A 26,385-nucleotide genomic window follows, 5' to 3' on the forward strand; every position below is an offset into this window, starting at 1 on the left:
AGGAATGACTGAAGGAGCTCAAATGAAAGCATTGAACGCTGTCGCCATTCTCTTAACCGCCATGCTGCTGCAAGGCTGTGTTGCCGTGGTTGCAGGCGGCGCTGCCGTCGCCACCAAAACCGCCACTGACCCGCGCACCGTGGGCACGCAGGTCGATGACGGTACGCTGGAGCTGCGCGTTTCAAACGCACTGGCAAAAGATGAACAAATCAAAAACCAGGCGCGCGTAGTGGTCACCGCCTATCAGGGCAAAGTGCTGCTGACTGGCCAGTCGCCAACCCCAGATCTGGCAAGCCGTGCCAAACAGATCGCCATGGGCGTTGACGGTGCCACCGAGGTGTATAACGAAATCCGTAGCGGACAGAAAGTCAGCCTCGGCACCTCGTCATCGGATACCTGGATCACCACCAAAATCCGCTCGCAGCTGCTGGGCAGCGATCAGGTGAAATCCTCGAACGTCAAAGTGACCACCGAAAACGGAGAAGTGTTCCTGTTGGGTCTGGTCACTGCAGAAGAAGCGAAAGCGGCGGCCGATGTTGCCAGCCGTGTGAGCGGTGTGAAACACGTGACTACGGCCTTCACCATTCTCAAGTAAGCGTCACCCCAAAGTATCAGGGCGACTTCGGTCGCCCTTTTTTGTGCGTGAGGGTTAGGCGGGAAGGTCAATCACCAGCGCGCGCAGCGGCGTTCTGGCCTGCAGGCTAATCTGATTCTCATCGCTGAGGAACGCGCCGTCGCCGCAGCTCAGCGGCTGTTGATTGGCGCTGCTGGCCTGCACATCCAAAGAACCATGGATCGATTGCAGATAAGCGCGCGGCCCGTGCAATTTCACCGTGTACTGCTCGCCCGGCGCTAACGTCACCTGATGCACCCAAACCTGCTGGCGCAGCTGCAGGCTGCCCTGCGCGCCATCGGGCGAGGCAATCAGTACGCTGGTTTGCTGCGGCAAATCGCGCTTCTGCAACAGCGGGTTTTCGCGTTCAGGACAGGCGGCCAGCCACAGTTGCATGCGGGTTAACGGGCGATCTTTGCTGATGTTGATTTCGCTATAATTCACGCCCTGACGCGCAGAGAGCAGCATCGCCTCGCCTTCACGCGCCACCAGATGATTGCCTTCGCTGTCGCGATACTCGGCTTCACCTTGCAGCACCAGATTGAGCACATCGACCTGCGGATAGCCGCGCGGCTGGAAGGCGGCGCCCGGTGCCAGAATTTCCTGGTTGAGCACGCGCAGTGACGCGTAGCCCATTAATTTTGGATCGAAATAGTGGCCAAATGAGAAGCTGTAGCGCGCCTGCAACCAACCGAAATCGGCCTGGCCACATGCGGACGCGCAGCGGGTTGTCATCATGATAATCCTCCGACGCGCTGCGGTGAGATTCGACCGCAGGCTTGATAGGATCATGGTAAAAGTCTGGACGCCGGATTGTAAGCCAGTTAATCTGCCTGGCATGTTCAAATTTACTGACAGAGAATCGGCATGGCAAAAGACCGCGCGTTAACCCTTGAAGCTTTACGTGTGATGGATGCTATTGACCGTCGTGGCAGCTTTGCCGCCGCGGCCGATGAACTGGGTCGCGTCCCTTCCGCGCTGAGTTACACCATGCAGAAGCTGGAAGAGGAGTTGGATGTGGTGCTATTTGACCGCTCCGGCCACCGCACCAAGTTCACCAACGTGGGCCGTATGCTGCTGGAACGTGGCCGCGTGCTGCTGGAAGCCGCCGATAAACTCACCACCGATGCCGAAGCGCTAGCGCGCGGTTGGGAAACGCATCTCACCATTGTTGCCGAGGCGCTGGTGCCTTCCGAGCGTTTATTCCCGCTGGTTGAGAAGCTGTCAGAAAAAGCCAATACGCAGATTTCGCTGATCACGGAAGTGTTAGCCGGTGCCTGGGAGCGGCTGGAACAGGGACGCGCCGATATCGTGATTGCGCCCGATATGCACTTCCGCGCTTCAACCGAAATCAACACCCGCAAGTTGTACAGCATTATGAGCGTCTACGTTGCCAGCCCGGATCATCCAATTCATCAGGAAGCTGAGCCGCTGTCAGAAGTGACACGCGTGAAGTATCGCGGCATCGCGGTAGCGGATACCGCGCGCGAGCGTCCGGTGCTGACGGTGCAGTTGCTGGATAAGCAGCAGCGCCTGACGGTAAGCAGCATGGATGATAAACGCCGCGCGCTGCTGGCCGGTTTGGGTGTGGCGACGATGCCCTATCCGATGGTGGAGCAGGATATCGCCGAAGGTCGTTTACGCGTGGTGAGCGCCGAGTATACGCGCGAAGTGGATATTATTATGGCGTGGCGCCGAGACAGCATGGGCGAAGCCAAAGCCTGGTGTTTGCGTGAGATTCCGAGGTTGCTGGCGAAGCGCGGGTAATCTGATTGAGCAGGTCGCCATGAATGGCGACCCTACGGATTGCGCGTTTTGTAGGGTCGCCATTTATGGTGACCTCCTTGCAAACCGCACCGATCACAACCGGCTCAAACAATCTATCGCCACCGCTTTAAAACTGACAAAATCCGCGCAATCGCGCAGCCGCGTCATCGCTCTTTCGCGCAGGAAGGTGACGAATAGATCGTAAATCGCCATCGCCTCTTCGTATTCACTCTTACTGATCGCCAGCAGGAAAATCACCGACGCGGTTTCCTCGCCCCAGCTTACGCCGTGCGGTGCCAGCACCGTGTAGACCACGGTTTTCTGCGCCAGCAATCCGAGTGAATGCGGCAGCGCGATGCCTTCGCCGAGCATGGTGCTGACAATCGCTTCGCGCTCCTCGACCGACGGATAAAAATCAGCATCGACAAAACCTTCGCTCTCCAGCTGATCGCACAGCAGGCGGAACAGATCCGACTGCGCCATCGGCTTATCCAGCACCATAAAGTGCTGCGCGTCGAAGTACTTCTCCAGCATGTAAGGGCGCGTGCGATCCACCAGCACCAGCTTGCCGAGTTGCTCCAACTGGAACTCGGTTGGGAATGGCGACATCACCGCAATCGGCTTGTTCTTTTCAGAGAGCCGCGCGGTGGAGATGACAAAGTCTTCATCAATATGCTCGCGCAGTTCATAGTCACGCTGCGACAGCCGCGCCGTCACCACCAGCTGCGGGTATTTGCGCAGCAGCAGCGCCTCAATCATGCGCAGCGTCGAGTTGCCGCTGTCGCACACCAGCAGCACCTGCGGATGGCGTTGATAGCCAACGTCGTAATGCCTCTCCAGCCCGACGCCGATGTGCAGCACCAGAAAACCGATCTCGTTCTCACTGATGGTGTAAGGCGTGTATTTGCCCCAGCTGGTGACCGCCGCCAGCGTCACATCGTAGGCCATTGGATAGTGCTGCTTGATGTTGCTCAGCAGCGGATTGGGGATGTGAATCTGATAGCGCACCCGCGTGATCATGGTTTTGATATGGGTGAGCAGATCGGCGCGCAGCTGCTCGTCGTGCTGCAGCCGATAGTTGTAATGGGTGTTGATGTAATTCAGCAGATAATCGACCAGCGCATCGGCGTCGTCGGCGTTAATGGTGCTGGGTGCCAGCGCCTGAATCTGACGCGCAGCGATGTTGACCCGCAGCCAGTTCTCTTCCGCCTGTGAAATCGGTTTGCCGACCAGCGGACGCATCAGGTTGATCAGGTCGTGCGCCGCCTCGCGCACTTCATCGCCGACATCTTCCGCACCAGGATCATTGAGCGGGAAGCCTTCGCTGATGCGTCGTACCGCCACCGCGCAGTAGATTTGCAGATAGCGATCGCCCTCATCGCTGAGGCGAATGGCATGCTGGGCAAAGCACTGTTGCAGCAAAGGTTCAAGCTGCGCCAGAATGCCGCTGTGCAGCGCTTCCACCGTCAGCAGCGGGCTGTCCGGCGTTTCCTGGTCGATCTGCCACAGCAAGTCGGTTAAGCAGGTGCGGATCGCCGCCTCGCTGCCAAACAGCTTCATGCCGTAATGTGGTTTGGTTTCGATATTAAGGTGATAGCGGCCCAGCCATTCGCGCACTTCCGCCATATCGCTTTGCAGCGTGGCGCGGCTGACAAACCACTCTTCCGACAGATCTTCCAGCTTGATTGAATACGCCGCCGTCAGAAAACGCGTCAGCAGATAACGCACGCGCTCCTGCGAGGTACGCGGCACGCGCAGCGGCGTGGCGCTCTCTTGCTGTAAGCGGCCAAAGCGCGCCGCATCGTCAATTTTGAGTTGATATCCCGCGCCGCGCGCCAGCACAAACTGTGCGCCGTGCTGTTCCAGCAGCGCGTTCAGCGCGGTGATATCGGTGCGCACCGTGCGCGTTGAAACGGAAAAGCGGCGTGCCAGCTCATCCTGCGGCAGCGTTTCATTTTGCAGCGCAGCGAAAAGCTGAGTCAGACGCTGATTGGGAAATCTCACGGAGCCTCACCTGTTACTCATTTGTTACAGCAGTTTCTTGCACGTTGCCAGAAGCTGACGCACATCGTCAATGCGCGTGTCGCCGCTTGCGCTATCGATAATCGAACTGTAGACGTGCGGGATCACTTTGCTCACGCCCGCGTCGAGCGCAATACGTACAATCTCTTCAAAGTTATTGAGATCGATGCCGCCGGTTGGCTCCAGCCAAAAGTCGTGACGCGCGCAGGCTTCCGCCACCGCACGGTACTCATTCACCGCTTTCAGGCCGCCCATCGGGAAGTATTTCACCGAGCTGCCGCCCATGTCCTGCAACATAGCGATGGCGCTGTCGATCGGCACAATCGCGTCGGCGTTCTTTGAGCTGCGCGGTCCGGTAGAGATTTTCACCCTGCCCGGCGTGCCGGTGGGCGAAATCAAACCATTCACCACGGTTTGGTTCTGGCCGAGCAGCGCACGGCTGGTCGCCACGCCGGTGAAGACCTGATTGACGTGCTGCGGTTGCAGCACCGCCGAGATCTCACTCACCATCGCCGATTGATTCGGATCGCCCGCGCCCAAACCCACCGACAGGGCATTGTCGATCAGCGCCGCATACTCGCGCATGTCGGCAATGGCTTCTTCGTTGCTGGCGTAGTTTTTTGACAACACGCCCACCAGCACATGACCTTCAGCCGCCTGCCAGATCTCTTTGGCGTTCTGCTTTGAACCGGCCAGCACGTTGAGGCACAGGCGATCCTGATAGAAATTCGGGTTCAGACTCATGCGCGTTTTCCTCCGCTAATCAACGCCTGAATAGCGCTAAAGATGATGTGCAGCTGATCGGCGCTAACGCTGCGCACATCGGCTTCGATAATGCCTTCGTTGGCTTTGTAGCCACGGAAATAGATGGCGATATCGCCGGTTTTCAGCGCCTGCACCAGTTCGCCGGTCGGCCAGCCGGTGATCGCTTCATCAAACTTGATTTCGGCACGCGCAATATCGCGTCCCGCTGCATCCCACACCACTCGCGCGCTGACGCCGTTTAGCGTGTTGAGGTTATCGATGAAAGGCGTCATGTTGGCGACCATCTCAGCGCCGGTGGTTTTTGGCTGCACCAGATAGTTTTCAATCGCCTGCGTCAGACCAAGAATGCCCTCTTTGCCGACTTTCATCGCGCGGCCAATGCCGTTGCTCTGACGTTTCACCCACTCAACGTATTGCGTACGACCAATCACTAAACCGCTGGTCGGCCCTTCAATCGCCTTGGCACCGCTGTAAATCACCAGATCCGCGCCCATTTGGTAGTAGCACTGCAAATCTTCTTCTGCTGCCGCATCGACAATCAATGGAATACCGTGTTTGCGCGCCACAACTGCCGCCTGCTCCACGCTAAGATGGCTTTTCTGCACGCAGTGATGCGATTTGATATACAGCAGCGCCGCCGTGGTCGGCGTGATCGCCGCCGCTAGCTGCTCTGGCGAACATTCGTTGCTGTAACCGGCTTCAATCAAACGACCGCCACCCAGCGCCACCATGCTGCCCACCGGCGCGCCGAAGTTCACGTTGTGCCCTTTTGGCACCACGATATCGTGCGGCACGTTGATCGGCGCGGCGTGCAGGTTCTCCAGCAGCCAGTCGTTATCTTTCACAATCACCGCCGCCACGCTCTGCGCAATGCCCGCCGAGGCGCACGACACCACTACCGCGTTTTCTACATCCAGCAGTTTGGCGATGTAAGCGCCAGTCTTATTGACCAGATCTTTCATCTCGAAGTAGTGATTCAGACCATAGCTGACGGTATCCACCACATCCGCAGACGGCGTGGAAACGCCGAGAATGGTCATGCGGCCCGAAGCGTTGATGACCTGCTTCAGGTCATATTTTTCATAAATCGAAGACATGATTCGCTTTCCCTTCATCAGTCAGATGCCAGTGACCGGCGATAACCACGGCCTGCGGCAAAATGTGTTGCTGACCCAAAACCTGTTCGCCTTCAGCATCAACGAACGGGCGGGCTTCCTCTTTGACGGTAAAAATGGTCAGGTCGGCGTCATAACCGGCGGTTAAGCGCCCTTTGCCCGCCAGACGCAGACCAGCAGCGGCATTAGCGGTGACGCACTCGACGATTTGCGGCAGCGTCATGCCAATGCTAAAGAATTTCGACATCACGTGCGCCAGGCTATGCACCGGGCCGTTGATGCGGTTGCGACAGTAAATGTCGGAGCTGATGGTGTCGGGCAGAATGCCCTGCGCGATCGCCTGACGTGCCACCTCAAAACTGAAGCTGGCGCCGCCGTGGCCGATATCCAGCTTCACGCCGCGCGCGATGGCATTTTTCACCGCCGCTTTCAGCTCGCCCTGCGGCGACAAAATACGGTTCGGCTTGCCGTTAAAGCAGTGCGTAATGATGTCGCCGGCGGTCAGCAGGTCGGCAATCTCTTCCAGCACCGGCGGGTTGTTGCCGATGTGCACCATCAGCGGCAAATTGCCGGCCGCCTGCTGAATCGCCTTGGCGCGCACCAGCGGCTGAATGCCGTTTTCGCCCACCACGCTACTGCTCATGCGCGCTTTCAGGCCGACGATAAAGTCCGGGCGGCGTTTCACCGCCTGCACCACTGCATCACCGTCGATCTGCGCCATATCGGCCAGCTCGTTTTGCGTCACAATGCCGGTGCGCGAGATGTTGATCAGCGCGCGTACTTCAGTGGTGGCCGAACGCGTGAGCTGATAAAAGTCGTCGATGTCATCAGCGCCGGTGCTGCCGGCATCCACCACCGTGGTGACGCCTTGCGCCATGCCAATGGTGTCGGCTTCGTCGTGATAAATCGGGGATTTGGGATAACAGTGCACGTGGCTGTCAATCCAGCCAGCGCTGACATAGTAACGTCCCGCGAGATCGCGCTCCTGCTGTGCCGGGCCGCTTACCTCGCCGACGGCGGCAATTTTGCCGTGCTGGATGGCAATATCCACCAGCTGTTCGTCGCACAGACGTGCGCGGCGCAGAATCAGATCAAACATGCTTACTCCTTACTCATTAAGGTGCGCATAAATGCGCACCATACGAAAATCGCTCCAACCCGCCGTAGGGTCGCCATTCATGGCGACCGTCCAGCATCAGAGAGAGATTGGGAACATCGCACCCAACACCATCGCGCCCAAAATCGCGCCGCCGGTGATCGGCTTATTCCACAGGTAAAACAGCAGCGCACCCACCAGCGAACCGAGACCAATCGGAATCGACGCAGCCATCGCCGACAAGATAATCAACGGCCCAAGGAAACGGCCCGATGCGTTACCCGCGCCCATCATCACGTCGGCGCCGTAGGTTGAGTCGCTCTGATTGATGGTGAACTTACGCGCCAGGATGATCAGATAACCAATCGCTAAACCCACCACCAAACCGGTGGCCAGTGAAGCGGCGAAGTTGGCGACCGGGAACACGATGCCCGCACCGAGCAGCAGCGCCGGAACGCCAAGGCCAACGCCGGTCTGGATCGCGCCGCCGATATCGAGAATCCCCACCAGCGAACCTTCGATGATGCGCGCGAACAGGAAGCTGGCACCGAATGCCGCCACCGCGCCGTACACGCCGGTTTCCATACCGGAACGCAGCATCGAGACAAACGCCACTTCGTTAAAAGCACCAATGCCGTACAGGTAATACATGTGCGTACCGGCAAACACGCCGGACGAGAGCAGGCCAACAAAAATCGGGAAAGACCAGTCGGCGTACCAGAACCCTTTGTTTTCGGTTTCGTTCATGCTGATGGCTCCTTATTTGCCGCTGACGCTGTTGTGGATCATATCCAGCCAGCCTGGAATACCCAGCTGGAAGGATTGCAGCAGTTTCATGTCGAAACCGCGGAAGAAGCCGCTCAAAGCAAACAGCAGCACGATGGCGAACATCATCACTTTGGTGACTTTGTTCCAGCCGCTCTCTTCCACACCTTTACCGATCAGGATACCCAGCACCAAACCCGGTACGGCGTTGCCCATGATCAGCTGCGCCAGGCCGCCGAAGATGGTGGCCCAGAAGCCAGATTTCTTACCGGCATCAATCGCTGCCAGCCAGAAGATCACTGGCATCACGGTATTCACCAGCAGGTTAGCCGCCGGCACCAGCACTTTCACTGCGGTGACCTGCAAGGCCGCCGGAACGGCAGATGCGGTGCTATTAAGGAAGGCCACCACAATCATGCCGATGATGCCGCAGGCAATCGCCATGCGTTTCGGATTGTGCAGCGTTTCCGCCACGTTGCGGTTTTTCACCATCAATGCCGCCGCGCCCCAGTTAGGCAAAATGCGGTGATCGACGTCCTGCGTGAAAGAACCCGCTGCAACGGATGATGCCCAGGCGTTAAAGAAGAAGCCGAGACCAAAGGAGAAGTGCGATGCTGGATCGCCTTCACAGGAATTGAGTTCACCCAAGGTACGGAATGCGCCCATACCTTGCGTGGTCGGTGCGTGGAACATGCGCGCTGCGCCCGCTCCTACCCCGACGCCAACCAATCCGCCAATGATTAACGACTTAAACAAAATGATTAAAAACATGTCGTCGTACCCTTGTTGTCGTTTTTATTAAGTCGCTATGAAGTCCACCTTGTCGGTGTCGATCACAGTGACGCTAACGGTAATTTCCAGCTCAACGCTGTAATTCCGTCGCTCACGCGCGAGGAAGAAGAACAAGAATTTTTCCTTGCGCACGCTCTCCTGCGCGCGCAGCACCCGCACATCCATGGGTTCAATGCGCAACAGAATCTTTTGGCTGGTGCGCAGCACTTGCTGCTGCACCTTGCTCAGCGCATCGGCAAAGGCTTTTGCTTTACTGTCGCCTTTGCCCTGCACCGTTACCTGCGTCTCGTATTGCTGTTTCATACTTAGCTGCCGTGTTTTTTAGTCCAGGCCTGCACCAGACGCTCACCCAGCTCTTCTTTATCCATAAAGCCGAAGCCCAGCACGGTGGCACCTTCATTGATGGCGGTAACGCCTTCGTCAATCGAACGCATGCCGTGTTTGGCTTTGTAGCCATATTTGTTCTGCGCGGTAATCGCACCGGCGCCGCCGCTGCCGCAGAAGGAGATGCCGAAGTCAGCGTTTTCCGCTTTCATTACATCGCCCAGCTTCATGTCGGCTGCCACGCCCGGCACCACCACCGCACGACCACCGGCTTTCTCGATGCCCGCGGCTACTTTCTGACCTTTACCCAGACGATCGCCAATCACTACAGTTACCATGTTGAATTCCTTAAAATTTAAGCTTCGTTTGCACGTGCAACTTCGATATGTACGGATAACAGCCAGGCTTCCTCTTTGGGCAGATTGCCAAACAGATCAACCACCTGCTGCGCCAGCGCCATGGTTTCCGGCGAGATATCTTCAAACAGCTCAGCTTCTACTTCCGGCAGCGCTTCTCCCGTCAGGGAGCGCGATGCCATCGCCCGGACATGCGAAGCCAGCATCTGCTGCTGCACGGCGTTGGCTTCGATGTGATGCGCGGCGTAGATCGCTGCAATTTGGCTTAACACCTTATCCGCCAGCGCCTGAATCGCTTCCGGCGTGCTCTGTTTCAGCGGGACAGCTTCACTCCTCACCTTGTTACTCCTGTTTACAGCGGACAATTACAGATAATTCGCGTTGAAAAGAAATTACGCTTTCCGCTGCAGGCTGTTGAGACGCATCTTTTCCACCTCAAAGTGGAAATCCCACGGGCGAGTGTGCGCCAGATCTCAGGACGCACGAAGTGTGCGAAACAGGTCACAAAATGCGAGAAATGATGGATTTACGTGGATTAAAGCGGTGAGAAGGCAAGAAAGAATAAGGCCAGCCGCAGGGCTGGCCGGTTTATCAGCGGAATTTCTTATGGTTGGCGTTGCGAATATCTTCCAGTTTCTTCGCTTCGGCTTTGGCTTCGTCCAGCTTGTTGGCTTGTGCCAGCTGATCGACCACATCGATCTGAGCAATCAGTGAATCCAGACCGGCGTGATAATCCTTGATCTGCGCGCTATCGGCCGCCTGACCTTCCAGTTTTTCCGGCGTGGATTGCTTAGCATCCGTCGCCGCCTGGCGCATTTTGCCCAGCGCGGTATGCATTTCCTGCGCGTCGGAGGTTTTCTTCACCACGCTCAGACCATCTTTAAGCGCATCCATATCTTTTTCTAAATCGGCCGCAAACACGCTAGCCGAGGAGAACAACAGCGAGAGAGACAACATTGCAATCACATGCTTACGCATAAATTTTATCCTTATTATTGTCGGGCCAAAAAAAAGCAGCCTTGCGGGCTGCTTTCAGAAAGCGATGACTCTTATTGTCCGGCGATTTTCATCTCCGGCAGCAGCACCGAACCGCATTGTATATTGCTGCGGGTTTCAATGTCGTTACCGACGGTTACCATATTGAGCCACATATCCTTGAGGTTGCCAGCGATTGTGATCTCGCTCACAGGATATTGAATCTCACCGTTTTCCACCCAGAAACCGGATGCACCGCGTGAATAGTCGCCGGTCATGCCGTTGATGCTGGAGCCCATCATTTCGGTCACCACTAAACCGGTGCCCATCTGCTTCAGCATGTCGTCAAAGCTGTGGCCCTGACCAGCAATACGCCAGTTGTGGATGCCGCCTGCGTGGCCGGTGCTCTGCAAGCCCAGCTTGCGCGCCGAATAGCTGGTTAACAGCCAGTTCTGCAGCACGCCATCTTTAATGATGTCACGCGATTGGGTGCGCACGCCTTCGCTGTCGAACGGCGTGGACGCGAGGCCTTTCAGCAGATGTGGATGCTCTTCAATGGTCAGCCACTCCGGCAGAATCTGCTTACCGAGCGAATCGAGCAGGAAGGTCGATTTGCGGTAGACGCTGCTGCCGCTGATCATGCCGACCAGATGACCAAACAAACCGGTCGCCACTTCCGGCGCGAAGATCACCGGCGCTTTCATGGTTGAGAGCTTGCGCGGCGCCAGACGTGCCAGCACGCGGCGGGCGCACTCGGCACCGACCCAATCGGCGCTTTTCAGATCGTCAAAAGAGCGGCCAATGGTGTACGCGTAATCGCGCTCCATGTTGCCGTCCTGCTCTGCAATCACACAGCTGGAGAGCGAATGGCGGCTTGAGCAGTAGCTCTGCAACATGCCGTGGCTGTTGCCGAACACTTTGATGCCAACGTGGCTGTTGAAGCTGCCGCCTTCGGTATTGGTGATGCGCTTGTCAGCTTGTAATGAAGCCTGTTCCGCCTGAGCGGCCAGTTCGATAGCGCGATCGGCATCGATCTCCCACGGATGATAGAGATCAAGATCCGGCGCTTCAAACGCCAGCAATTCGGGATCAGCCGGTGCGCCGAACGGATCCACCGAGGTGTAGCGCGCGATATCAATCGCCGCCTGCACGGTGCGTTTGATCGCATCCGGGCTGAGATCGGTTGAGGAGGCGCTGCCTTTACGGTTTTGATGGTAGACGGTGATGCCGAGCGCACCATCGCTGTTGAATTCGACGTTTTCCACTTCGCCATAGCGGGTACTGACGCCGATGCCGGTGGTTTTCGTGACCGCCACTTCAGCACCATCGGTGCTGGCTTTTGCCAGTTCCAACGCCTGCGCGACAGCCTGTTCCAACACTTTACGTTGTTCTGCAACCTGAGTAGATACGTTCATCGACCTGCCGTCTAATCTTAAGTATGAATTGTTTGAGTCTATCAGACTCAGAGAACAATTTCGCAGTCGCCCGATAAACTGGTAGGATTAGCCTCTTTTTTTTGGGAGCCAAGAGATGACCAAGCAGCCCGATGACTGGCTCGACGATGTGCCGGATAATAATGACGAAGAAGACGAAGAGATTATCTGGGTCAGCAAAAGCGAAATTAAACGCGATGCCGAAGAGCTGAAACGCCTTGGCGCCGAGTTAGTTGATCTGGGGAAAAACTCCCTCGACAAGATTCCACTCGACGAACAACTGCGCGACGCGATTGAACTGGCGCAGCGCATCAAGAAAGAAGGCCGCCGCCGTCAGCTGCAGCTGATCGGTAAGATGCTGCGTGCCCGCGATGAAGATCCGATTCGCCAGGCGCTGGATAAGCTGAAGAACCGTCATAACCAGCAGGTTGCGCTGTTCCATAAGCTGGAGATTTTGCGCGATCGTTTGATCGAGCAAGGTGATGACGCGGTCGCTGAGGTGTTTAACCTCTATCCGCACGCCGATCGTCAGCAGCTGCGCAGCATGATCCGCAACGCGCAGAAAGAGAAAGCCACCAACAAGCCACCAAAATCCGCCCGCCAGATTTTCCAGTATCTGCGCGAGCTGGCAGAAGCTTAAGCTTTCTGCGGACATGAAAAAGGTCGGCATGAATGCCGACCCTACGATGTCCTGTTGTAGGGTGGCCATTTATGGCCACCGCACCATCACCGCCCTAACCGCTCCAGCAGTTTCTGGTGAATACCACCAAACCCGCCGTTACTCATCACCAGAATCGAATCGCCTGGCTGGGCTTTCTTCGCCACCATTTCCACCAGCGTATCGATATCCGCGCTCCACTGCGCTGGCTGAATGCACGCCTCAGCGACATCGGAAACCTGCCACGGAATATGGTGCGGCTGGAACAGGAACACTTCGTCTGCGCGACCCAGCGATGGCGCTAACTCGTTCTTGCTCACACCCATCTTCATGGTATTTGAACGCGGCTCAAGCACCGCCAGAATGCGTGCCGTGCCGCCCACTTTGCTGCGCAGCGCCGCCAGCGTGGCGAGAATCGCAGTCGGATGGTGAGCAAAATCGTCGTACACCTTGATGGCGTTCACTTCACCACGCAATTCGAGACGACGACGGGCATTAATGAAACTGCTCAGCGCTTCACCCGCATCCACCGGTTTCACTCCAACATGACGCGCCGCTGCAATCGCCATCAGGCCATTGTGCATGTTGTGCTCGCCCACCAGCGCCCAGTTCACTTCGCCGACTTTCTCGCCGTCGAGCCAGATCTCCCAATGTGACGAGTCCGGCGTCAGCTTTTTCGCCTGCCAGTGACCGTTATCGCCCACGCTTTCCTGCTCGCTCCAGCAGCCCATCGCCATCACTTGCTTGATGTTGTTGTCATGCTCCGGCAGCAGGATCTTGCCCTGGCCCGGCACGATGCGGATTAAGTGATGGAACTGCTTCTGGATGGCGCGCAGATCGTCAAAGATATCCGCGTGATCGAATTCGAGGTTGTTGAGGATCAGCGTGCGCGGGCAGTAATGCACAAACTTGGAACGCTTGTCGAAGAACGCGCTGTCGTACTCATCCGCTTCGATGACGAAGAATGGACTTTTTCCTAATTTTGCCGAAACCTCGAAGTTTCCTGGCACACCACCGATGATAAAGCCCGGTTCCAGGCCGCAGGCCTCGAGAATCCACGCTGCCATGCCGGCTGTGGTGGTTTTGCCGTGGGTTCCCGCCACCGCCAGCACCCAACGATCGCGCAGTACGAAATCGTGCAGCCATTGCGGGCCAGAGAGGTAAGGAATGTTGCGTTCCAGTACCGCTTCCACACAAGGATTGCCGCGCGTCATCGCGTTACCAATGATCACCAGATCCGGTTGCGGATCGAGCTGACTGGCATCGTAACCTTCTGTCAATTCAATGCCTTGCTGTTCCAGCAACGTGCTCATCGGCGGATAGACATTGGCGTCTGAGCCGGTAACTTCATGTCCCAGCGAGCGTGCCAGCATCGCCAGTCCGCCCATGAAAGTGCCACAAATCCCGAGGATGTGAATACGCATAAAGAGATCCATTACTCAAAAGTTCGGCGCACAGTGTAACGCCGAGTTGAGAGGGAAGAAACGGATTAGGACTATGGTTTTTAAAGTTCAATCGGCTAAACTGCGCTCATACGTTGGTAGCTTGTTACAGCTGCTGCCACTCCATCGTAGATGCAGGGAATGTGTTATGAAAACGTTAGGCGAATTCATCGTCGAGAAGCAACACGACTTTCCACACGCCACAGGTGAACTGACGGCGCTGATTTCTTCCATTAAGCTTGGCGCTAAAATTATCCACCGCGACATCAACAAAGCGGGTCTGGTGGATATTCTGGGTGCCAGCGGCGTGGAAAACGTGCAGGGTGAGCAGCAGATGAAACTCGATCTGTTTGCCAACGAAAAGCTGAAAGCCGCCCTGAAAGCGCGCGGCGTGGTGGCCGGTATCGCGTCGGAAGAAGAAGACGAGTTCGTCATCTTTGAAGGCTCCGAGAATGGCAAATATGTTGTATTAATGGATCCGCTGGACGGTTCTTCAAACATCGACGTTAACGTTTCCGTCGGCACCATTTTCTCTATCTACCATCGCATCAGCGAGCCGGGCACGCCAATCACCGAAGCCGACTTCATGCAGCCGGGCAACAAGCAGGTTGCGGCGGGTTACGTGGTTTACGGTTCTTCCACCATGATGGTTTACACCACCGGCGTGGGCGTGCATGCGTTTACTTACGATCCGTCGCTCGGCGTGTTCTGTCTGAGCCACGAACGCATGACCTTCCCGGAGAAGGGTTACACCTACTCAATCAACGAAGGTAACTATATTCGCTTCCCGCAGGGCGTGAAGAAATACCTGAAGTTCTGTCAGGAAGAAGATATCGCCACAAAGCGCCCGTATACCTCGCGCTACATTGGTTCACTGGTGGCCGATTTCCATCGTAACCTGCTGAAAGGCGGCATCTACCTTTACCCAAGCACTGCCAGCCATCCAAAAGGCAAGTTGCGTCTGCTGTACGAATGCAACCCAATGGCCTTCCTGGCGGAGCAAGCGGGCGGTAAAGCCAGCGATGGTGCTAATCGCATCCTCGACATCCAGCCAGAAACGCTGCATCAGCGCTGCCCGTTCTTCTGCGGCAACGACGCGATGGTGGGCGACGTTGAACGCTTCATCCGTGAATATCCGGACGACCATTCAGCGTAATTTTTTCCCGCTGTACCAAGCCCGCCTTAGTGCGGGCTTTTTGTTTTCATATTTCTGATTTTGGCCTGGCGATCAATTAACGCGCCATCTTCCGCATAATAACGACTCGGCCAAATTTCTGCGGGCGAAATACCAATCGCATCGGCAATTAATAATTCCCCTTTTGGCCACGGCCGCACTAATGCATTGGCGAGCGTGGTTGAACATAATCCAGATTGCCGCGACACCGCCGCCATTGAAGTTCCTTTCTTTCGCAGAGCAGCAATAATATCGGCAGGATGCCAGTCTTGTTTTGCATTATTCACGTAACTCTCCTTAGTCCGCTTATCTGTTCTATTTACGATACTACGTTACTCGTAGTATCTGACAAGCAGTAAATCTACGATTCTCGTAGCCATGAAATCGACCTCCTCTCTCCAGCTAACCTTCCAAAGACGCTTGAAACAAGCGCGTCTGGCTAAAGGTTTGTCTCAAAAAGGATTGGGGATTGCGGCGGGGATCGATGAGTTTGTTGCCAGCACGCGAATTAATCGTTACGAGAATGGAATTCATCAGGTTGATTTGGATACAGCGCAGCGATTGGCGGACGTATTAGAAATACCCGCAGCTTATTTTTACGCGGAAGATGATGCGCTAGCCGAAATCATTCGCACGCATAAAAGTAATTAAATTCCGTCTTAATGATTCGCTACGTCTAAATACGCGCTGCGATAAATTGATTATTGGGTCGCTATTTATAGCGACCCAACTTATTTCACGCCTATTAACTTTATTACGCCGCAGACACGCGGAATTGCGCCATCGAATCCTGCAACTGCTGCGACTGCGCTTCCAGCGATTGGGTGGCGGCGCTGGCCTCTTCGACCAACGCGGCGTTCTGTTGTGCGGCTTCATCCATCTGCGTTACCGCCTGATTCACCTGTTCGATACCGCGACTCTGCTCTTCCGAAGCGATGGAGATCTCTTTCATCAACGTGGTGACGCGCATCACTTCGCTGGAGATCTCATCCATGGTTTCACCCGCGCGCGTCGCCATGTCGCTGCCCTCTTGCACTCGCGTCTGCGATTCCGCGATCAGCTCGCGGATCTCTTTAGCGGCGGTAGCGCTGCGACCGGCCAGCGTGCGTACTTCATTGGCGACCACGGCGAAGCCGCGCCCTTGTTCACCGGCACGCGCGGCTTCGACCGCGGCGTTCAGCGCCAGAATGTTGGTCTGGAAAGCAATGCCATCAATCACGCTGAGAATGTCGCCGATGCGATTGGAGCTTTGAGTGATCTCCTGCATCTTCTCCATCACGTAGCCAACCACTTCGGCACCACGATCGGCGCTGTCGGAGACATTGCTGGCGAGCTGATTGGCCTCTTTGGCGTTACTGGCATTGAGACGCACGGTGGCGGTGAGTTGCTCCATGCTGGCGGCGGTTTGCTCCAGCGAGGCGGCTGACTCTTCGGTACGCTGGGAAAGATGCACGGTACCTGCCGCTAACTCGCGGCTGCCCACATCAATCTGCAAGCTGGCTTCACGTACCTGACTGACCGAACTGCTGAGCGCCAGCTGCATATTCGCCAGCGCCTGATTGAGACGACCTAACTCATTCTTTCCGGCGGCGGGCAGCGGCTGGGATAAATCGCCCGCCGCAATTTGCTCCAGATGCAGAATTGCGCCGTCGAGTGGACGCAGCAGCAGACGACGCAGCAGTTGCCAGGCCAGCGCAATCAACAGCAAGGTCAGCGCCACGGAAACGCCAATCAGAATCTTCAGCTGCAGCTCATCATGCGCGGCCTGCGCCAGGCGCGCCGCCGAGACTTCATTGGCGTAGACACTGAAGTCATTCACCGCTTTCGAGTAACTGGCCGCCAGCGCCGACTGTTTGCCCTCCAGCACCTGATAATATTCGTCGGTGTACTGCTTTTTCAGGGCATCAATCATCGGCGTGATGCCCTCTTTCTCGTACGCGTTATAGGTCGCGACGACGGCGTCAGCCAGCGTTTTGCCGTGAGCGGTGACCGTTCCGGCGTCCACAAAGGCCTGCAAATACTTATGAGAACTTTCTACTGCCGCCTGGGTTTGTTTGGTGACAACATCGCCGTCATCCAGTAAACCAATTTCAATTTTACGCACCGCCAATGCAGCGTTGGCGCGAGCGCGCATCAGTTCAGAACGACTTTGATACAAGGCATTGAGCTCAATCCCCTGTATGCGGTTGAGCGCATCCAGTGATTGATTGCCTGCGTTGATGGCCGAGATGCCCATCGCGCTGACTGCCAGCAGCAGCAGCGTCATAAAAGCCAAAAGCGTGAGTAATGCAGTACGAATTGATAGCTGTTTGAACATGATTATCCCCGTTTGCAAGAAAAGGCAGAAATCCGCTGGCCCTAAAACGGAAAGATTATCGGCAGTTGATCGCGGAAACTTTATCCATTGTTGATGGTCAATTGGCTGACGATCACCCAGACTTCACTTTTACTGAAGTCTGCCCCATCAAAATTTAAGGAATGAAACGATGAAAAAATGGCTCCCGATGGCGTGTTTGTTGGTCAGTGGTTTTGCTGCAGCGCAACAAAACCCTATCGATCAGCAGCTCGATCAGTGTCTGAAAGAGGAATCCAGCACCGCCGGTATGTCTCAATGCTACGGCACGGCCAATAAAGCCTGGGATAAAGAGATGAACGCGCAGTACACCCAAGCGATGAAAAAATTAACCGGCGCGCCTAAAGACAAATTGCGCAGTGCCCAGCGCGCGTGGCTGACTTATCGCGACAGCTGGCTGGATGCCAGCCGCAGCTATTTTGTTAGCAGCCAGGGCACGATGGCCGCGCTATCGGTCGGTGCGCAGGGCGTGAGTCTGGTGCGCAATCAGGCGCTGATGTTGCAATCAATTAACAAAGGCAGTTGCGCCAACCCCGACGATTGTTGATTAATGTAAGCGTTTAATACGCTTAGCGCTGGCATCGGCCAGCGCGCCCATTCATCTGCAGGGAGAAACCATGGCTGCTTATGCCTCCACCATCATTCTTGTTTGCCTCGCCGTCCTCAGCTATTTCGTTCATAACAGCGCCGTTACCATCTCGATTCTGATCCTGCTGGCGATTAAGCTCACTCCGCTGTCGCAATTCTTTCCCTATGTGGAAAAACAGGGCATTCAGATTGGCATCATCATTCTCACCGTTGCGGTGATGGCGCCGCTGGCCAGCGGCACGCTGCCGGCTTCTTCGCTGTTGAAATCGTTCGCCAACTGGCAATCGATTATCGCGATTGTGGTGGGCGTTTTTGTTGCCTGGCTCGGCGGACGCGGTGTGAACTTTATGAGCGTGCAGCCGTCGGTGATTGGTGGGCTGTTGATTGGTACGGTGATTGGCGTGGCCTTCTTCCGTGGTGTGCCGGTCGGACCACTGATTGCTGCGGGGATCGTCTCGCTGTTTGTCACCGCGAAGTAGCGCCTTGGAGCATTCCGAAACGCCAAAAAGGGGGCATACTTTCAGAGTCAGTTGGCTATAATAGCCGTCACTCAACATATGACTAATGAAGGAAAGCCAGATGAGTTTGAACCAGGTGCCTGCAGGTAAAGAGTTGCCAGAAGATATCTACGTTGTCATTGAGATCCCGGCTAATGCCGATCCGATCAAATATGAAGTCGACAAAGAGTCTGGCGCCCTGTTTGTAGACCGTTTCATGTCTACCGCCATGTTCTATCCGTGCAACTACGGTTACATCAACCACACGCTGTCTCTGGATGGTGATCCGGTTGACGTGCTGGTGCCAACCCCATATCCGCTGGTGCCGGGCTCAGTGATCCGCTGCCGTCCCGTTGGCGTGCTGAAAATGACCGACGAGTCTGGCGAAGATGCCAAACTGGTTGCGGTTCCGCACACCAAGCTGAGCAAAGAGTACGATCACATCAAAGATGTGAACGACCTGCCAGAACTGCTGAAAGCGCAGATCACCCACTTCTTCGAGCACTACAAAGATCTGGAAAAAGGCAAATGGGTGAAGGTTGACGGCTGGGACAACGCAGAAGCGGCCAAAGCTGAAATCATCGCCTCTTACGAGCGTGCGCAAAAGAAATAAGCCTCTTTCTGCCATGCATAAAAAAACACCGTCCATTGGACGGTGTTTTTATTTATGCCTCTGTTTCGCCATCTCGCCTTAACCAGTCACCGCTCGCGATATGCGTGCGACCCGCGACTGAGCGTTGATAGACATACAGCCAGGCACTGCCGTAAGGCGTCTGAATAAGCTGGCGTTTGTATTCGCCATTTTTGGTGCGCAAGGCATCAAGTTCGCCGAGCGTGCTGGCGTCAATGCGATACACCTCGCAATAGACGCTGCCTTCTCCTTCCACCACGCCCGGATAGTGACCCAGATTGTAGAGATCAAACCCCACAATCTGATGGTCGCCGAGCCACTGCGCATTCGTCATCCAATGACTGTTTCCCTGTTTGCGCCGTAAACTGCCGTAGACAATTATTCGCATTGCTAAAACTCAAACTGATAGAGCAGATCCAGTGCCTGATCGAGACCCGACACGGCTTCTAAATAGAGTTTGGGCATCAGGCGATAACGCAAGGTTAAGGTCGCCAGTGAATCAAATATGCCAACACCGTATTTTACTTGTAGACCCGGTAACACGTAACCACTCACCTGCACCTGCTGGCTATCACCTACGCCAGCGGTATCAACCGCGAGATTACTGACACCGAAGGTCTCGCCGATTTTACCCACAACCTGACCACTTTGCGCAACCCCCAATCCAACAAGCGCTGAAGTTAATGCGTTGCTGTCACCATCGCTGTTGAGTCCCTGGCCGCGTAACAGGTAAGAAAGCGCTTCCTGCTGCGACATCGCCGGATCGGAGAACACTTCCACTTTTGGCTCATCCGCCAGCCCGGTTACGCGTAATCCGGCGGTAACATCGTCTTCGGTGGCCTCAGGATTACGGATCGCCTCGAGATTGACGTAAGGCTGATCCGGCGGCCCAGCGAACTGCAGCTCACCTTTGCGCACCACCAGATCCTGACCATACGCATGGAAGCGACCGGATGGGATATTGATCTGGCCGTTTAAGCCAAGGCCATTTTTATCCTGCACCAGTTTGAGATCGCCATTCAGTTTAGCTTTGAGACCAAACGCCGAAAGGCGCACATCATTACCGACGTGGATCACCAGATTGCTGTTGATCGGGATCGCGGCAGTTTTCGGCTGAATCGGTTTGAGATTTTGATCCAGCATCACTTCATCAGAGGAGACGCCGGTGGCGCTTTCCGGCACTTCCTGCACGGTAATGCGCGCCCACGGAATATCCACTCTGCCGTCGAGGCTAAACGCGGCTGGCGTTGCTTCAAACACTAAGTCTGGCGAGACATCCATGCGCACCATCGGCGGCACGGTGACGCGGATACGGCTGCCTTGCGCCGCCACGCGCGCGCGCCAGTTATCCAGCTGGCTCCAGTCGGCGTTACCGCTCAGGTTAAGATTGCCCTGCGCCGTCTGAATCATGCCGTTGAGCGTTGAGCTCATGCCGTTGAACACCATGTTGAGATTGGCGGCGGTGAGATCGACCGGCATAAAGCTGCCATCGACATCCACATCGCTCAGCCCCAACTGACCAAACACCTGCGGCTGCTGCAGCGTGCCGCCAAGGCGCAGATTGCTGTTCAGATTGCCTTTGATTTTCTCGCCCTGCATCAGCGCCGGATTCAACATCGCCAGCGAAATATTGTTGATGCCGATGTTGCCCGACAGCTGACGACGATTCTCCGGATCGGCGATCTGCACATTGCCGCTTAGCTGACCGTTATTGACGATATGGATCAGCCAATCAAGCTGCGCGCGGCCGTTACGCAGCGCGGCATTCAGGTTCAGCGTATCGAAGGCGATCGGCAAGGTGTTGCCCTGCACGTCCTGCTCCACTTTCACGCCGCTGCCTTTCAGCGCGACGGTGCCGGTTGGCAGCGCGCCGTCGGCGGTCCAGTTAACACGCGCATCACCGCTAAACACGCCGTTCAGTTTGGTGGCATCGGTGAGGAACGGTTTGATCATCGCCAGATCGAAGCGGTTGAGCACCACATGCGCATGTCCGCTGGCACCGGCTTCAATCGGTTCAGGTACGCACAGCTGCGCGTTCGGGTTCTGCCAGCAGTGCGGTCCAATGGTGGCGGTTTGCTTGCTGTTGAGGTAATCAATCGCCATCGCCCGCGTCAGTCGCCATTCGCCCACCGGCGTGTCGAAACGCGTGTTGTTGAGATTGCCCTGCCAGCGCTCGGTTTTACGATCAAAGCTGCCGTTAAGCGCCAGCTGACCGGAAACCGGTTCGCCCTGCACGTCGAGCTTCAGTTGATGCTGCTTTTCGTTGCCGTCGGCGTTCAGCGTCAGCAGATTCACTTTCAGCGCGTCCTGCTGCAATTGTTCCACACGCAGTTGCAGCTTACCGGCGATCTGATCGCTGGATTTCACATCGCCCTGTAACGCCACACGACGGATTTGCAGCTGCTGCCAGCGCAAACCGGTAGCGGTGAGATCGGCCAGCAGCTGAGGCGCCTGTAACGTGCCGCGTGCTTTGATGGTGCCTTTGGCGACGCCGCCCAGACCCGGCAGCGCGTTATCCAGATTTGGCGCATCAATGTTGGCATCGAGATTAAGCGTGTCGCCCAGCTCGCCCTTTACATCCAGATGGTTGCGGCCCAGCGCAATGTTAAGGCCGGGCACTTTCCACTGATTGTAGCTGTTGCCGCTCAACGTACCTTTGGCGCTCACCGCGTTCTGCTTAACGTTCCCTTTCAGCTCCAGCTGCGGCACGCTGAGCTGCCATGTTCCGCCGTACAGGCTGCCGCGCGTGGCAATTTTGCCATCCAGCTTCGCTAGCCATTCAGGATACTGTTTGGCGGTGTTGATGCCGGAGAGCGTCAATTCGCTGCGCCAGCTGATGGCTTTGCTCCAGTCCACCAGCGCCGTCAGATCGATGTTGCCTTGCAGCGCCGCCACGCGCAGCTTATCCAGATTGAACTGCTGCTCGGTGCCTTTGCCGTCCAGCGCAATGGTGGCGGGCGGCACGCCTTCGCCTTTCACTGCGGTGCGCAGCGACATCACGTAATCGGTGGCTTTGCCTTTGAACTGATAATCGAGATTATCCGCCTGATACTGCACCGCGCCGGTGAGCGGCCAGCGCAGCTGCGGGCTGGTGAGTTTCAGCGCCAGCGGCAAACCGGCGACCGCAAGTTGCGTGGTCGCATCCAGCTGCGCACGCACCGGACCGGAAAGATTCAGCCCGAGTTTCAGCTCATCGCGCATCGCGCCCGCGAGGTTCATTTTGATCTTCTCGCCCTTGATCGGGTCGAGATTGAGCGTGCCATTGAGCGCGAAATTCACCGGCCAGTTATCGGCCAACGTCGCTTCACCGCTGGCGTTCACCTGGCCTTGCGGCGAATCGACATCGAAGGTTTCCAGCTGCAGATGACGATCGGCGGTTTTGGCTTTTAACAACAGACGCGTAATGGATACGTCGGTATCGCCGGTAATACGCAGCTGTTCACCCAGCAGTTCCTGCACGGTGATATCCAGCGGCAGCTGGAAGTCCGGCATATCCGGTAACAGCGGCTTAGCAAACATCGCCTGCAACGTTTCACCCAGCGGCTTTTCATCCGGCTGCGGCTGCTGAACTTTTGGCTGCACCACTTGCTCATCAACCACTTTGGCCGCTTTCGGCAGCGCAATCAGCAGGCTTTGGATATGGGTTGGCGTCAGCGTCAGCGCGCGATCCTGCCACTGTAGACCGGTAGTGAAATCGAGCAGGGAGATCGCCGTGTCATCAACTTTAACGTTGATGTTATGCAGGCCAACTTTGCTGAGCGTAATCGGATACGGCGTGCTGAGATTGGTGCTGCCGCTCTGCTCTTCCGGCGGCGGTGCGCTGGCCGGCGCCATTTTTTTGCTATCGACCACCACGCTGACATCCTGCAGCGCGATGTCATTAACACACACTGACGAATGCAGCAGGCAGTTGAGATTCAGCGCCAGATGGAAACGTCCGGCATCCACACTGACGCCCGGCATTTCATACTTCACGCCGCTTAGCGTCAGGTCGCGCCAGCCACCTTCAACCTGTTTGATCGACAAACCTGGCACCCAACGATCGGCGCCTTTCAGCAGCAGATGCAAACCCGGCGTGGTGCCTACCAGAAACGCAATGCTGCCCAACAGCAGCACCAGAAAAATACCAATGCCAATCAGGACCTTTTTCCACAGCTTCATAGTTCAGGCCCCAATCCTACATAAAATTGCAATCCATGCTCCTTGTCGTCGCCAATCGGCCGCGCGATATCAAACTTGATCGGCCCTACCGGAGATGACCAGCGCACGCCGAAGCCGGCACCGGTTTTCAGGTCGGTCTGCTTGATGTCGTTGACCGCTTCACCGGAATCGACGAACACCGCGCCCCACCATTTGCCGGTCACGTTGTATTGATATTCAAGCGAGCCGGTGGCCATTTTCGAGGCGCCGGTCAGCTTGCCGTTGTCATCACGTGGTGATACGTCTTTGTATTTGTAACCGCGAATACTGCGATCGCCACCGGCGAAGAAGCGCAGATCCGGCGGCACTTTGTCGAAGTCGTTGGTTTCGATCCAGCCAACATTGCCGCGCGCCACAAAGCGATGCTTATCGGCGAGCGTGCGAATCCAGACGTTTTGCGCCTGCATGATGACGAAATCAACGTCCGAACCCCATGTGGTATCCGACACGTCCACCGAGTAACGCTGCGAATCGCCCCACGTCGGCATCAAACCGCCGCGCGAACGGGTGCGGTTCAGGCTGACGCCCGGATAGAGCAGCATGGTGGTGTTGGTAACGCTGGCTTGGGTAAAGTGATCGAGGCTCCAGCGCAGGTTAATCGCCTTCTGCCAGCCGCTGCTGCTGTCCCAGTTACGCGACATCGCCAGCGTGGTTGTATCAGCTTTGGTGTCGTTAAGATCGGTGCGCTTCACGCCGCCAGAGAAGGTGTAATACTGCTCGAGCGGACTTTTCAGCAGCGGAACTTTGTAAGTTAGATCGAGCTGCTGCTCCGGCGCGGAGACGTAGGCGCTGGCGGCCAGGCTGTGGCCGCTGCTGTTGATCCACGGTTTTTTCCACGTGCCTTTAATACGCGGCCCGACATCGGTGGAGTAACCGACGCCGGTTTCAATGGTGTTTTCTACGCGTGGCGATACCACCGCATTCAGCGGCAGCACTTTGGTTTGACGGCCTTTATCAAATTCAGGCGCGACCACCACCGAGTTGAACCAGCCGGTTGCCGATAAACGACGGTTGAGTTCCGCCAGATCGCGCGAGCTGTAGTGATCGCCCTTTTTGAATGGCACCAGATTTTGCAGATAGGCTTCGTCGATTTGCGAACCCTGGAAACCGACATCACCAAAACGGTAGCGCGGGCCGCTGTCGTAATTGATGTCCCAGAAGGCTTCGCGCCGTTCAACCGAAACGCCAAGCTGGCTTTGCTTAAAGTCACCGTCGAAGTAACCATTACGCAATGCCAGGCTGGAGAAGCCGTTTTTAAATTTGTCGTAGTCGCCGTGATTGAGCTGCGCACCGACTTTCGGCGTGCCCTGTTTGACCCAGGCTTGATAATCCTTGTCGGTGCGAGCTTCCCCTTCAATCACGATGGTGCTCCCGCCGATCTTGACCGGTTCGCCGGGCTTTACGTGCGCGATCAATACCGGACGACCGCCTTGTGGCGGTGCCGGGCGCGATTCGAAATCGATCTCAGGTTCGTAATAACCTAACGCACGCAGACCTTCTTTGATCGCCTCTGCAACACGCGCGCGGAAACGGCCGTCGTTCGACACCTCGTCAGTGCCGATAGTGGACAAGCGTGCCCTGACGTTCTTCTGTAAATCCCCGGTAAGACCGTCCAGCTGCAAGCGCACTTTGGCTGCCTCAACGGCAGGTGCAGCAAGCAACAGGCTGGCCAAACAATAAATATGAAATCGTGGCACACGTACTCCTGTTAATAATGCCGGCCCCTATTCCGCAGGGGCGTTTATTCTCTGGAAGGGTATCACCAGCGCGCGTTTACCCATCAGCATAGCCGCTCTTTTTTCTGCCCATCGGCGTAAACCCAGCGACTAAGCCAAATTGTGACCTATTGTCGGTAAATGGGGGAAACGATACAACAAGCACAAGCTTGTTCTTCAGCAGACGGTTGTTCACTCGGATTAATCCGAGCGCTTATCATGCCCCTATAGCGGCATGATAAGCGCTGCTGCTATAATCAGCGACCAGCAGGCCTCGCCTGCACCTTTTTCTGCCCCGACGTTAACCTTATCTTGTCGATATGGCGCAGACATTTTTGGCACGGATAGCCTGTTTGACTGGCAAGTACCGGACGTACGCCCACTCCCGCGCTGCCCAGGCCAAAAATGACAAGTGATTAACCCAACGGATCTTTTATGCTCGATAGCTTGCTTGTCATTCTTTTACTGATAGTCATCAGTTCATTTTTTTCCCTTTCGGAGATCTCGCTGGCAGCCGCCCGTAAGATCAAGCTGAAGCTGCTGGCTGACGAAGGCAACATCAATGCCCAGCGCGTGCTGAAGATGCAGGAACAACCTGGCATGTTCTTCACCGTGGTGCAGATTGGCTTGAATGCCGTGGCGATTCTCGGCGGTATCGTCGGCGATGCCGCTTTCTCGCCTGCCTTTAATAGCCTATTCAGCCGCTTTGTGGCACCCGAATTGGCTGAACAGCTCAGCTTTATCTGCTCCTTCACCATCGTGACCAGCCTGTTCATTCTGTTTGCTGACCTGACGCCAAAACGCGTCGGCATGATTGCCCCGGAAGCGGTGGCGCTACGCATCATCAACCCGATGCGCTTCTGCTTAGTGGTGCTGCGTCCGCTGGTGTGGCTGTTCAACGGCCTGGCGAACGTCTTCTTCCGCCTGTTCAAACTGCCGATGGTGCGTAAAGACGACATCACTTCCGACGATATTTATGCGGTGGTAGAAGCCGGTGCGCTGGCGGGTGTGTTGCGTAAGCAGGAACATGAGCTGATTGAGAACGTGTTTGAGCTGGAATCGCGTACTGTGCCGTCATCGATGACCTCGCGCGAGAACGTGGTG

General features: G+C 56.1%; 27 protein-coding genes. 9 read left to right on the forward strand and 18 right to left on the reverse strand.

What is annotated here, in order from left to right:
* Positions 1-22 precede the first annotated feature (22 nt).
* Positions 23-595: a division/outer membrane stress-associated lipid-binding lipoprotein gene (gene dolP, locus RTY00_RS00475; protein WP_008103536.1), complete on the forward strand. Its 573-nt coding sequence runs from the start codon at positions 23-25 to the stop codon at positions 593-595.
* A gap of 54 nt (positions 596-649) precedes the next feature.
* On the opposite strand, the gene RTY00_RS00480 is transcribed toward dolP, so the two are convergent.
* Entirely contained in the window at positions 650-1,351 is a 702-nt protein-coding gene (locus RTY00_RS00480) for a pirin family protein (protein WP_312663078.1), read from the reverse strand.
* A 129-nt stretch (positions 1,352-1,480) separates the two neighbouring features.
* On the opposite strand from RTY00_RS00480, the gene RTY00_RS00485 reads away from it, so the two are divergent.
* Positions 1,481-2,380 carry a LysR family transcriptional regulator gene (locus RTY00_RS00485; RefSeq protein ID WP_176970540.1) on the forward strand — a complete coding sequence of 300 codons (900 nt, stop codon included), beginning with the start codon at positions 1,481-1,483 and terminating at the stop codon, positions 2,378-2,380.
* 93 nt (positions 2,381-2,473) lie between these two features.
* Here the strand turns inward: RTY00_RS00485 and RTY00_RS00490 are convergent, their stop codons facing one another.
* The 11 genes from RTY00_RS00490 to pmbA all read right to left on the reverse strand — a co-directional run bounded on the left by RTY00_RS00490 (position 2,474) and on the right by pmbA (position 12,005).
* On the reverse strand, positions 2,474-4,384 hold the full coding sequence (locus RTY00_RS00490; protein ID WP_179452061.1) for a BglG family transcription antiterminator: 1,911 nt from the start codon (positions 4,382-4,384) through the stop codon (positions 2,474-2,476).
* A gap of 24 nt (positions 4,385-4,408) precedes the next feature.
* A complete protein-coding gene (gene dagF / locus RTY00_RS00495) occupies positions 4,409-5,146 on the reverse strand; it encodes a 2-dehydro-3-deoxy-phosphogluconate aldolase (protein WP_277967335.1) in 738 nt (245 codons plus the stop codon).
* Positions 5,143-6,264: a DgaE family pyridoxal phosphate-dependent ammonia lyase gene (locus RTY00_RS00500; RefSeq protein ID WP_312663080.1), complete on the reverse strand. Its 1,122-nt coding sequence runs from the start codon at positions 6,262-6,264 to the stop codon at positions 5,143-5,145. Before RTY00_RS00500 ends, dagF begins: the two co-directional genes overlap by 4 nt.
* Positions 6,248-7,381, reverse strand: coding sequence for an amidohydrolase/deacetylase family metallohydrolase (locus RTY00_RS00505; protein WP_312663081.1), 1,134 nt, complete (start codon positions 7,379-7,381; stop codon positions 6,248-6,250). The genes RTY00_RS00500 and RTY00_RS00505 overlap by 17 nt, the downstream gene beginning before the upstream one ends.
* Positions 7,382-7,477: 96 nt before the next feature.
* Positions 7,478-8,125: a DUF4310 family protein gene (locus tag RTY00_RS00510; RefSeq protein WP_008103548.1), complete on the reverse strand. Its 648-nt coding sequence runs from the start codon at positions 8,123-8,125 to the stop codon at positions 7,478-7,480.
* A gap of 12 nt (positions 8,126-8,137) precedes the next feature.
* Positions 8,138-8,914 carry a DUF4311 domain-containing protein gene (locus RTY00_RS00515; protein ID WP_007892190.1) on the reverse strand — a complete coding sequence of 259 codons (777 nt, stop codon included), beginning with the start codon at positions 8,912-8,914 and terminating at the stop codon, positions 8,138-8,140.
* A 27-nt stretch (positions 8,915-8,941) separates the two neighbouring features.
* Complete coding sequence (locus RTY00_RS00520) at positions 8,942-9,238, reverse strand: DUF4312 family protein (RefSeq protein WP_008103551.1); 297 nt, start codon at positions 9,236-9,238, stop codon at positions 8,942-8,944.
* A 2-nt stretch (positions 9,239-9,240) separates the two neighbouring features.
* Positions 9,241-9,597, reverse strand: a complete 357-nt coding sequence (locus RTY00_RS00525; protein WP_008103553.1) for an SFCGS family glycine-rich protein — start codon at positions 9,595-9,597, stop codon at positions 9,241-9,243.
* Between the two features lie 17 nt (positions 9,598-9,614).
* Entirely contained in the window at positions 9,615-9,953 is a 339-nt protein-coding gene (locus tag RTY00_RS00530; protein WP_008103555.1) for a glycine dehydrogenase, read from the reverse strand.
* A 253-nt stretch (positions 9,954-10,206) separates the two neighbouring features.
* Entirely contained in the window at positions 10,207-10,593 is a 387-nt protein-coding gene (gene cybC, locus RTY00_RS00535; RefSeq protein ID WP_008103557.1) for a cytochrome b562, read from the reverse strand.
* Between the two features lie 71 nt (positions 10,594-10,664).
* Positions 10,665-12,005, reverse strand: coding sequence for a metalloprotease PmbA (gene pmbA / locus RTY00_RS00540; protein WP_008103558.1), 1,341 nt, complete (start codon positions 12,003-12,005; stop codon positions 10,665-10,667).
* Positions 12,006-12,120: 115 nt separating this feature from the next.
* Between pmbA and yjgA the strand changes: the two genes are divergently transcribed.
* Positions 12,121-12,663 carry a ribosome biogenesis factor YjgA gene (yjgA, locus tag RTY00_RS00545; protein WP_312663083.1) on the forward strand — a complete coding sequence of 181 codons (543 nt, stop codon included), beginning with the start codon at positions 12,121-12,123 and terminating at the stop codon, positions 12,661-12,663.
* Between the two features lie 86 nt (positions 12,664-12,749).
* Here yjgA and mpl read toward each other — a convergent pair whose 3' ends face one another.
* Positions 12,750-14,105 (reverse strand): UDP-N-acetylmuramate:L-alanyl-gamma-D-glutamyl-meso-diaminopimelate ligase, encoded by a 1,356-nt coding sequence (gene mpl, locus RTY00_RS00550; protein ID WP_008103563.1) that lies wholly within the window; start codon positions 14,103-14,105, stop codon positions 12,750-12,752.
* A 166-nt stretch (positions 14,106-14,271) separates the two neighbouring features.
* Between mpl and fbp the strand changes: the two genes are divergently transcribed.
* Positions 14,272-15,279, forward strand: coding sequence for a class 1 fructose-bisphosphatase (gene fbp / locus RTY00_RS00555; RefSeq protein WP_008103565.1), 1,008 nt, complete (start codon positions 14,272-14,274; stop codon positions 15,277-15,279).
* A gap of 26 nt (positions 15,280-15,305) precedes the next feature.
* Here the strand turns inward: fbp and RTY00_RS00560 are convergent, their stop codons facing one another.
* Positions 15,306-15,584 carry a helix-turn-helix domain-containing protein gene (locus RTY00_RS00560; protein ID WP_256697567.1) on the reverse strand — a complete coding sequence of 93 codons (279 nt, stop codon included), beginning with the start codon at positions 15,582-15,584 and terminating at the stop codon, positions 15,306-15,308.
* Between the two features lie 91 nt (positions 15,585-15,675).
* Between RTY00_RS00560 and RTY00_RS00565 the strand changes: the two genes are divergently transcribed.
* Positions 15,676-15,948 carry a helix-turn-helix domain-containing protein gene (locus tag RTY00_RS00565; RefSeq protein WP_008103569.1) on the forward strand — a complete coding sequence of 91 codons (273 nt, stop codon included), beginning with the start codon at positions 15,676-15,678 and terminating at the stop codon, positions 15,946-15,948.
* A 103-nt stretch (positions 15,949-16,051) separates the two neighbouring features.
* Here the strand turns inward: RTY00_RS00565 and RTY00_RS00570 are convergent, their stop codons facing one another.
* A complete protein-coding gene (locus RTY00_RS00570; RefSeq protein WP_312663084.1) occupies positions 16,052-17,614 on the reverse strand; it encodes a methyl-accepting chemotaxis protein in 1,563 nt (520 codons plus the stop codon).
* A gap of 169 nt (positions 17,615-17,783) precedes the next feature.
* Here RTY00_RS00570 and RTY00_RS00575 point away from each other — a divergent pair, with 169 nt between their 5' ends.
* The 3 genes from RTY00_RS00575 to ppa all read left to right on the forward strand — a co-directional run bounded on the left by RTY00_RS00575 (position 17,784) and on the right by ppa (position 19,348).
* Entirely contained in the window at positions 17,784-18,197 is a 414-nt protein-coding gene (locus RTY00_RS00575; RefSeq protein WP_312663085.1) for a lysozyme inhibitor LprI family protein, read from the forward strand.
* 70 nt (positions 18,198-18,267) lie between these two features.
* On the forward strand, positions 18,268-18,717 hold the full coding sequence (locus RTY00_RS00580; RefSeq protein ID WP_008103576.1) for a DUF441 domain-containing protein: 450 nt from the start codon (positions 18,268-18,270) through the stop codon (positions 18,715-18,717).
* A gap of 100 nt (positions 18,718-18,817) precedes the next feature.
* Positions 18,818-19,348, forward strand: a complete 531-nt coding sequence (gene ppa, locus RTY00_RS00585) for an inorganic diphosphatase (protein WP_007892166.1) — start codon at positions 18,818-18,820, stop codon at positions 19,346-19,348.
* 52 nt (positions 19,349-19,400) lie between these two features.
* On the opposite strand, the gene RTY00_RS00590 is transcribed toward ppa, so the two are convergent.
* From RTY00_RS00590 to RTY00_RS00600, 3 genes are read right to left on the reverse strand one after another with little or no spacing between them, the layout of a single operon-like run.
* Positions 19,401-19,754: a gamma-glutamylcyclotransferase gene (locus RTY00_RS00590; protein ID WP_101762883.1), complete on the reverse strand. Its 354-nt coding sequence runs from the start codon at positions 19,752-19,754 to the stop codon at positions 19,401-19,403.
* 2 nt (positions 19,755-19,756) lie between these two features.
* A complete protein-coding gene (locus tag RTY00_RS00595) occupies positions 19,757-23,527 on the reverse strand; it encodes a translocation/assembly module TamB domain-containing protein (protein WP_312663086.1) in 3,771 nt (1,256 codons plus the stop codon).
* On the reverse strand, positions 23,524-25,263 hold the full coding sequence (locus tag RTY00_RS00600; protein WP_312663087.1) for an autotransporter assembly complex family protein: 1,740 nt from the start codon (positions 25,261-25,263) through the stop codon (positions 23,524-23,526). The genes RTY00_RS00595 and RTY00_RS00600 overlap by 4 nt, the downstream gene beginning before the upstream one ends.
* 453 nt (positions 25,264-25,716) lie before the next feature.
* Here RTY00_RS00600 and RTY00_RS00605 point away from each other — a divergent pair.
* Positions 25,717-26,385, forward strand: a 669-nt coding sequence (locus RTY00_RS00605; RefSeq protein ID WP_312663088.1) for a CNNM domain-containing protein, incomplete at its 3' end; no start/stop codon positions are given.

Source organism: Pantoea sp. CTOTU49201 (genome assembly GCF_032054795.1).
GTDB lineage: Bacteria > Pseudomonadota > Gammaproteobacteria > Enterobacterales > Enterobacteriaceae > Pantoea > Pantoea symbiotica.

Coding starts and splice junctions, on each gene's coding strand:
- RTY00_RS00525 (WP_008103553.1), bottom strand. CDS start 9,597: ATGGTAACTGTAGTGATTGGCGATCGTCTGGGTAAAGGTCAGAAAGTA.
- yjgA (WP_312663083.1), top strand. CDS start 12,121: ATGACCAAGCAGCCCGATGACTGGCTCGACGATGTGCCGGATAATAAT.
- fbp (WP_008103565.1), top strand. CDS start 14,272: ATGAAAACGTTAGGCGAATTCATCGTCGAGAAGCAACACGACTTTCCA.
- mpl (WP_008103563.1), bottom strand. CDS start 14,105: ATGCGTATTCACATCCTCGGGATTTGTGGCACTTTCATGGGCGGACTG.
- cybC (WP_008103557.1), bottom strand. CDS start 10,593: ATGCGTAAGCATGTGATTGCAATGTTGTCTCTCTCGCTGTTGTTCTCC.
- RTY00_RS00515 (WP_007892190.1), bottom strand. CDS start 8,914: ATGTTTTTAATCATTTTGTTTAAGTCGTTAATCATTGGCGGATTGGTT.
- RTY00_RS00570 (WP_312663084.1), bottom strand. CDS start 17,614: ATGTTCAAACAGCTATCAATTCGTACTGCATTACTCACGCTTTTGGCT.
- ppa (WP_007892166.1), top strand. CDS start 18,818: ATGAGTTTGAACCAGGTGCCTGCAGGTAAAGAGTTGCCAGAAGATATC.
- RTY00_RS00520 (WP_008103551.1), bottom strand. CDS start 9,238: ATGAAACAGCAATACGAGACGCAGGTAACGGTGCAGGGCAAAGGCGAC.
- RTY00_RS00510 (WP_008103548.1), bottom strand. CDS start 8,125: ATGAACGAAACCGAAAACAAAGGGTTCTGGTACGCCGACTGGTCTTTC.
- RTY00_RS00500 (WP_312663080.1), bottom strand. CDS start 6,264: ATGTCTTCGATTTATGAAAAATATGACCTGAAGCAGGTCATCAACGCT.
- RTY00_RS00480 (WP_312663078.1), bottom strand. CDS start 1,351: ATGATGACAACCCGCTGCGCGTCCGCATGTGGCCAGGCCGATTTCGGT.
- RTY00_RS00595 (WP_312663086.1), bottom strand. CDS start 23,527: ATGAAGCTGTGGAAAAAGGTCCTGATTGGCATTGGTATTTTTCTGGTG.
- RTY00_RS00565 (WP_008103569.1), top strand. CDS start 15,676: ATGAAATCGACCTCCTCTCTCCAGCTAACCTTCCAAAGACGCTTGAAA.
- RTY00_RS00485 (WP_176970540.1), top strand. CDS start 1,481: ATGGCAAAAGACCGCGCGTTAACCCTTGAAGCTTTACGTGTGATGGAT.
- pmbA (WP_008103558.1), bottom strand. CDS start 12,005: ATGAACGTATCTACTCAGGTTGCAGAACAACGTAAAGTGTTGGAACAG.
- RTY00_RS00590 (WP_101762883.1), bottom strand. CDS start 19,754: ATGCGAATAATTGTCTACGGCAGTTTACGGCGCAAACAGGGAAACAGT.
- RTY00_RS00505 (WP_312663081.1), bottom strand. CDS start 7,381: ATGTTTGATCTGATTCTGCGCCGCGCACGTCTGTGCGACGAACAGCTG.
- RTY00_RS00575 (WP_312663085.1), top strand. CDS start 17,784: ATGAAAAAATGGCTCCCGATGGCGTGTTTGTTGGTCAGTGGTTTTGCT.
- RTY00_RS00580 (WP_008103576.1), top strand. CDS start 18,268: ATGGCTGCTTATGCCTCCACCATCATTCTTGTTTGCCTCGCCGTCCTC.
- dolP (WP_008103536.1), top strand. CDS start 23: ATGAAAGCATTGAACGCTGTCGCCATTCTCTTAACCGCCATGCTGCTG.
- dagF (WP_277967335.1), bottom strand. CDS start 5,146: ATGAGTCTGAACCCGAATTTCTATCAGGATCGCCTGTGCCTCAACGTG.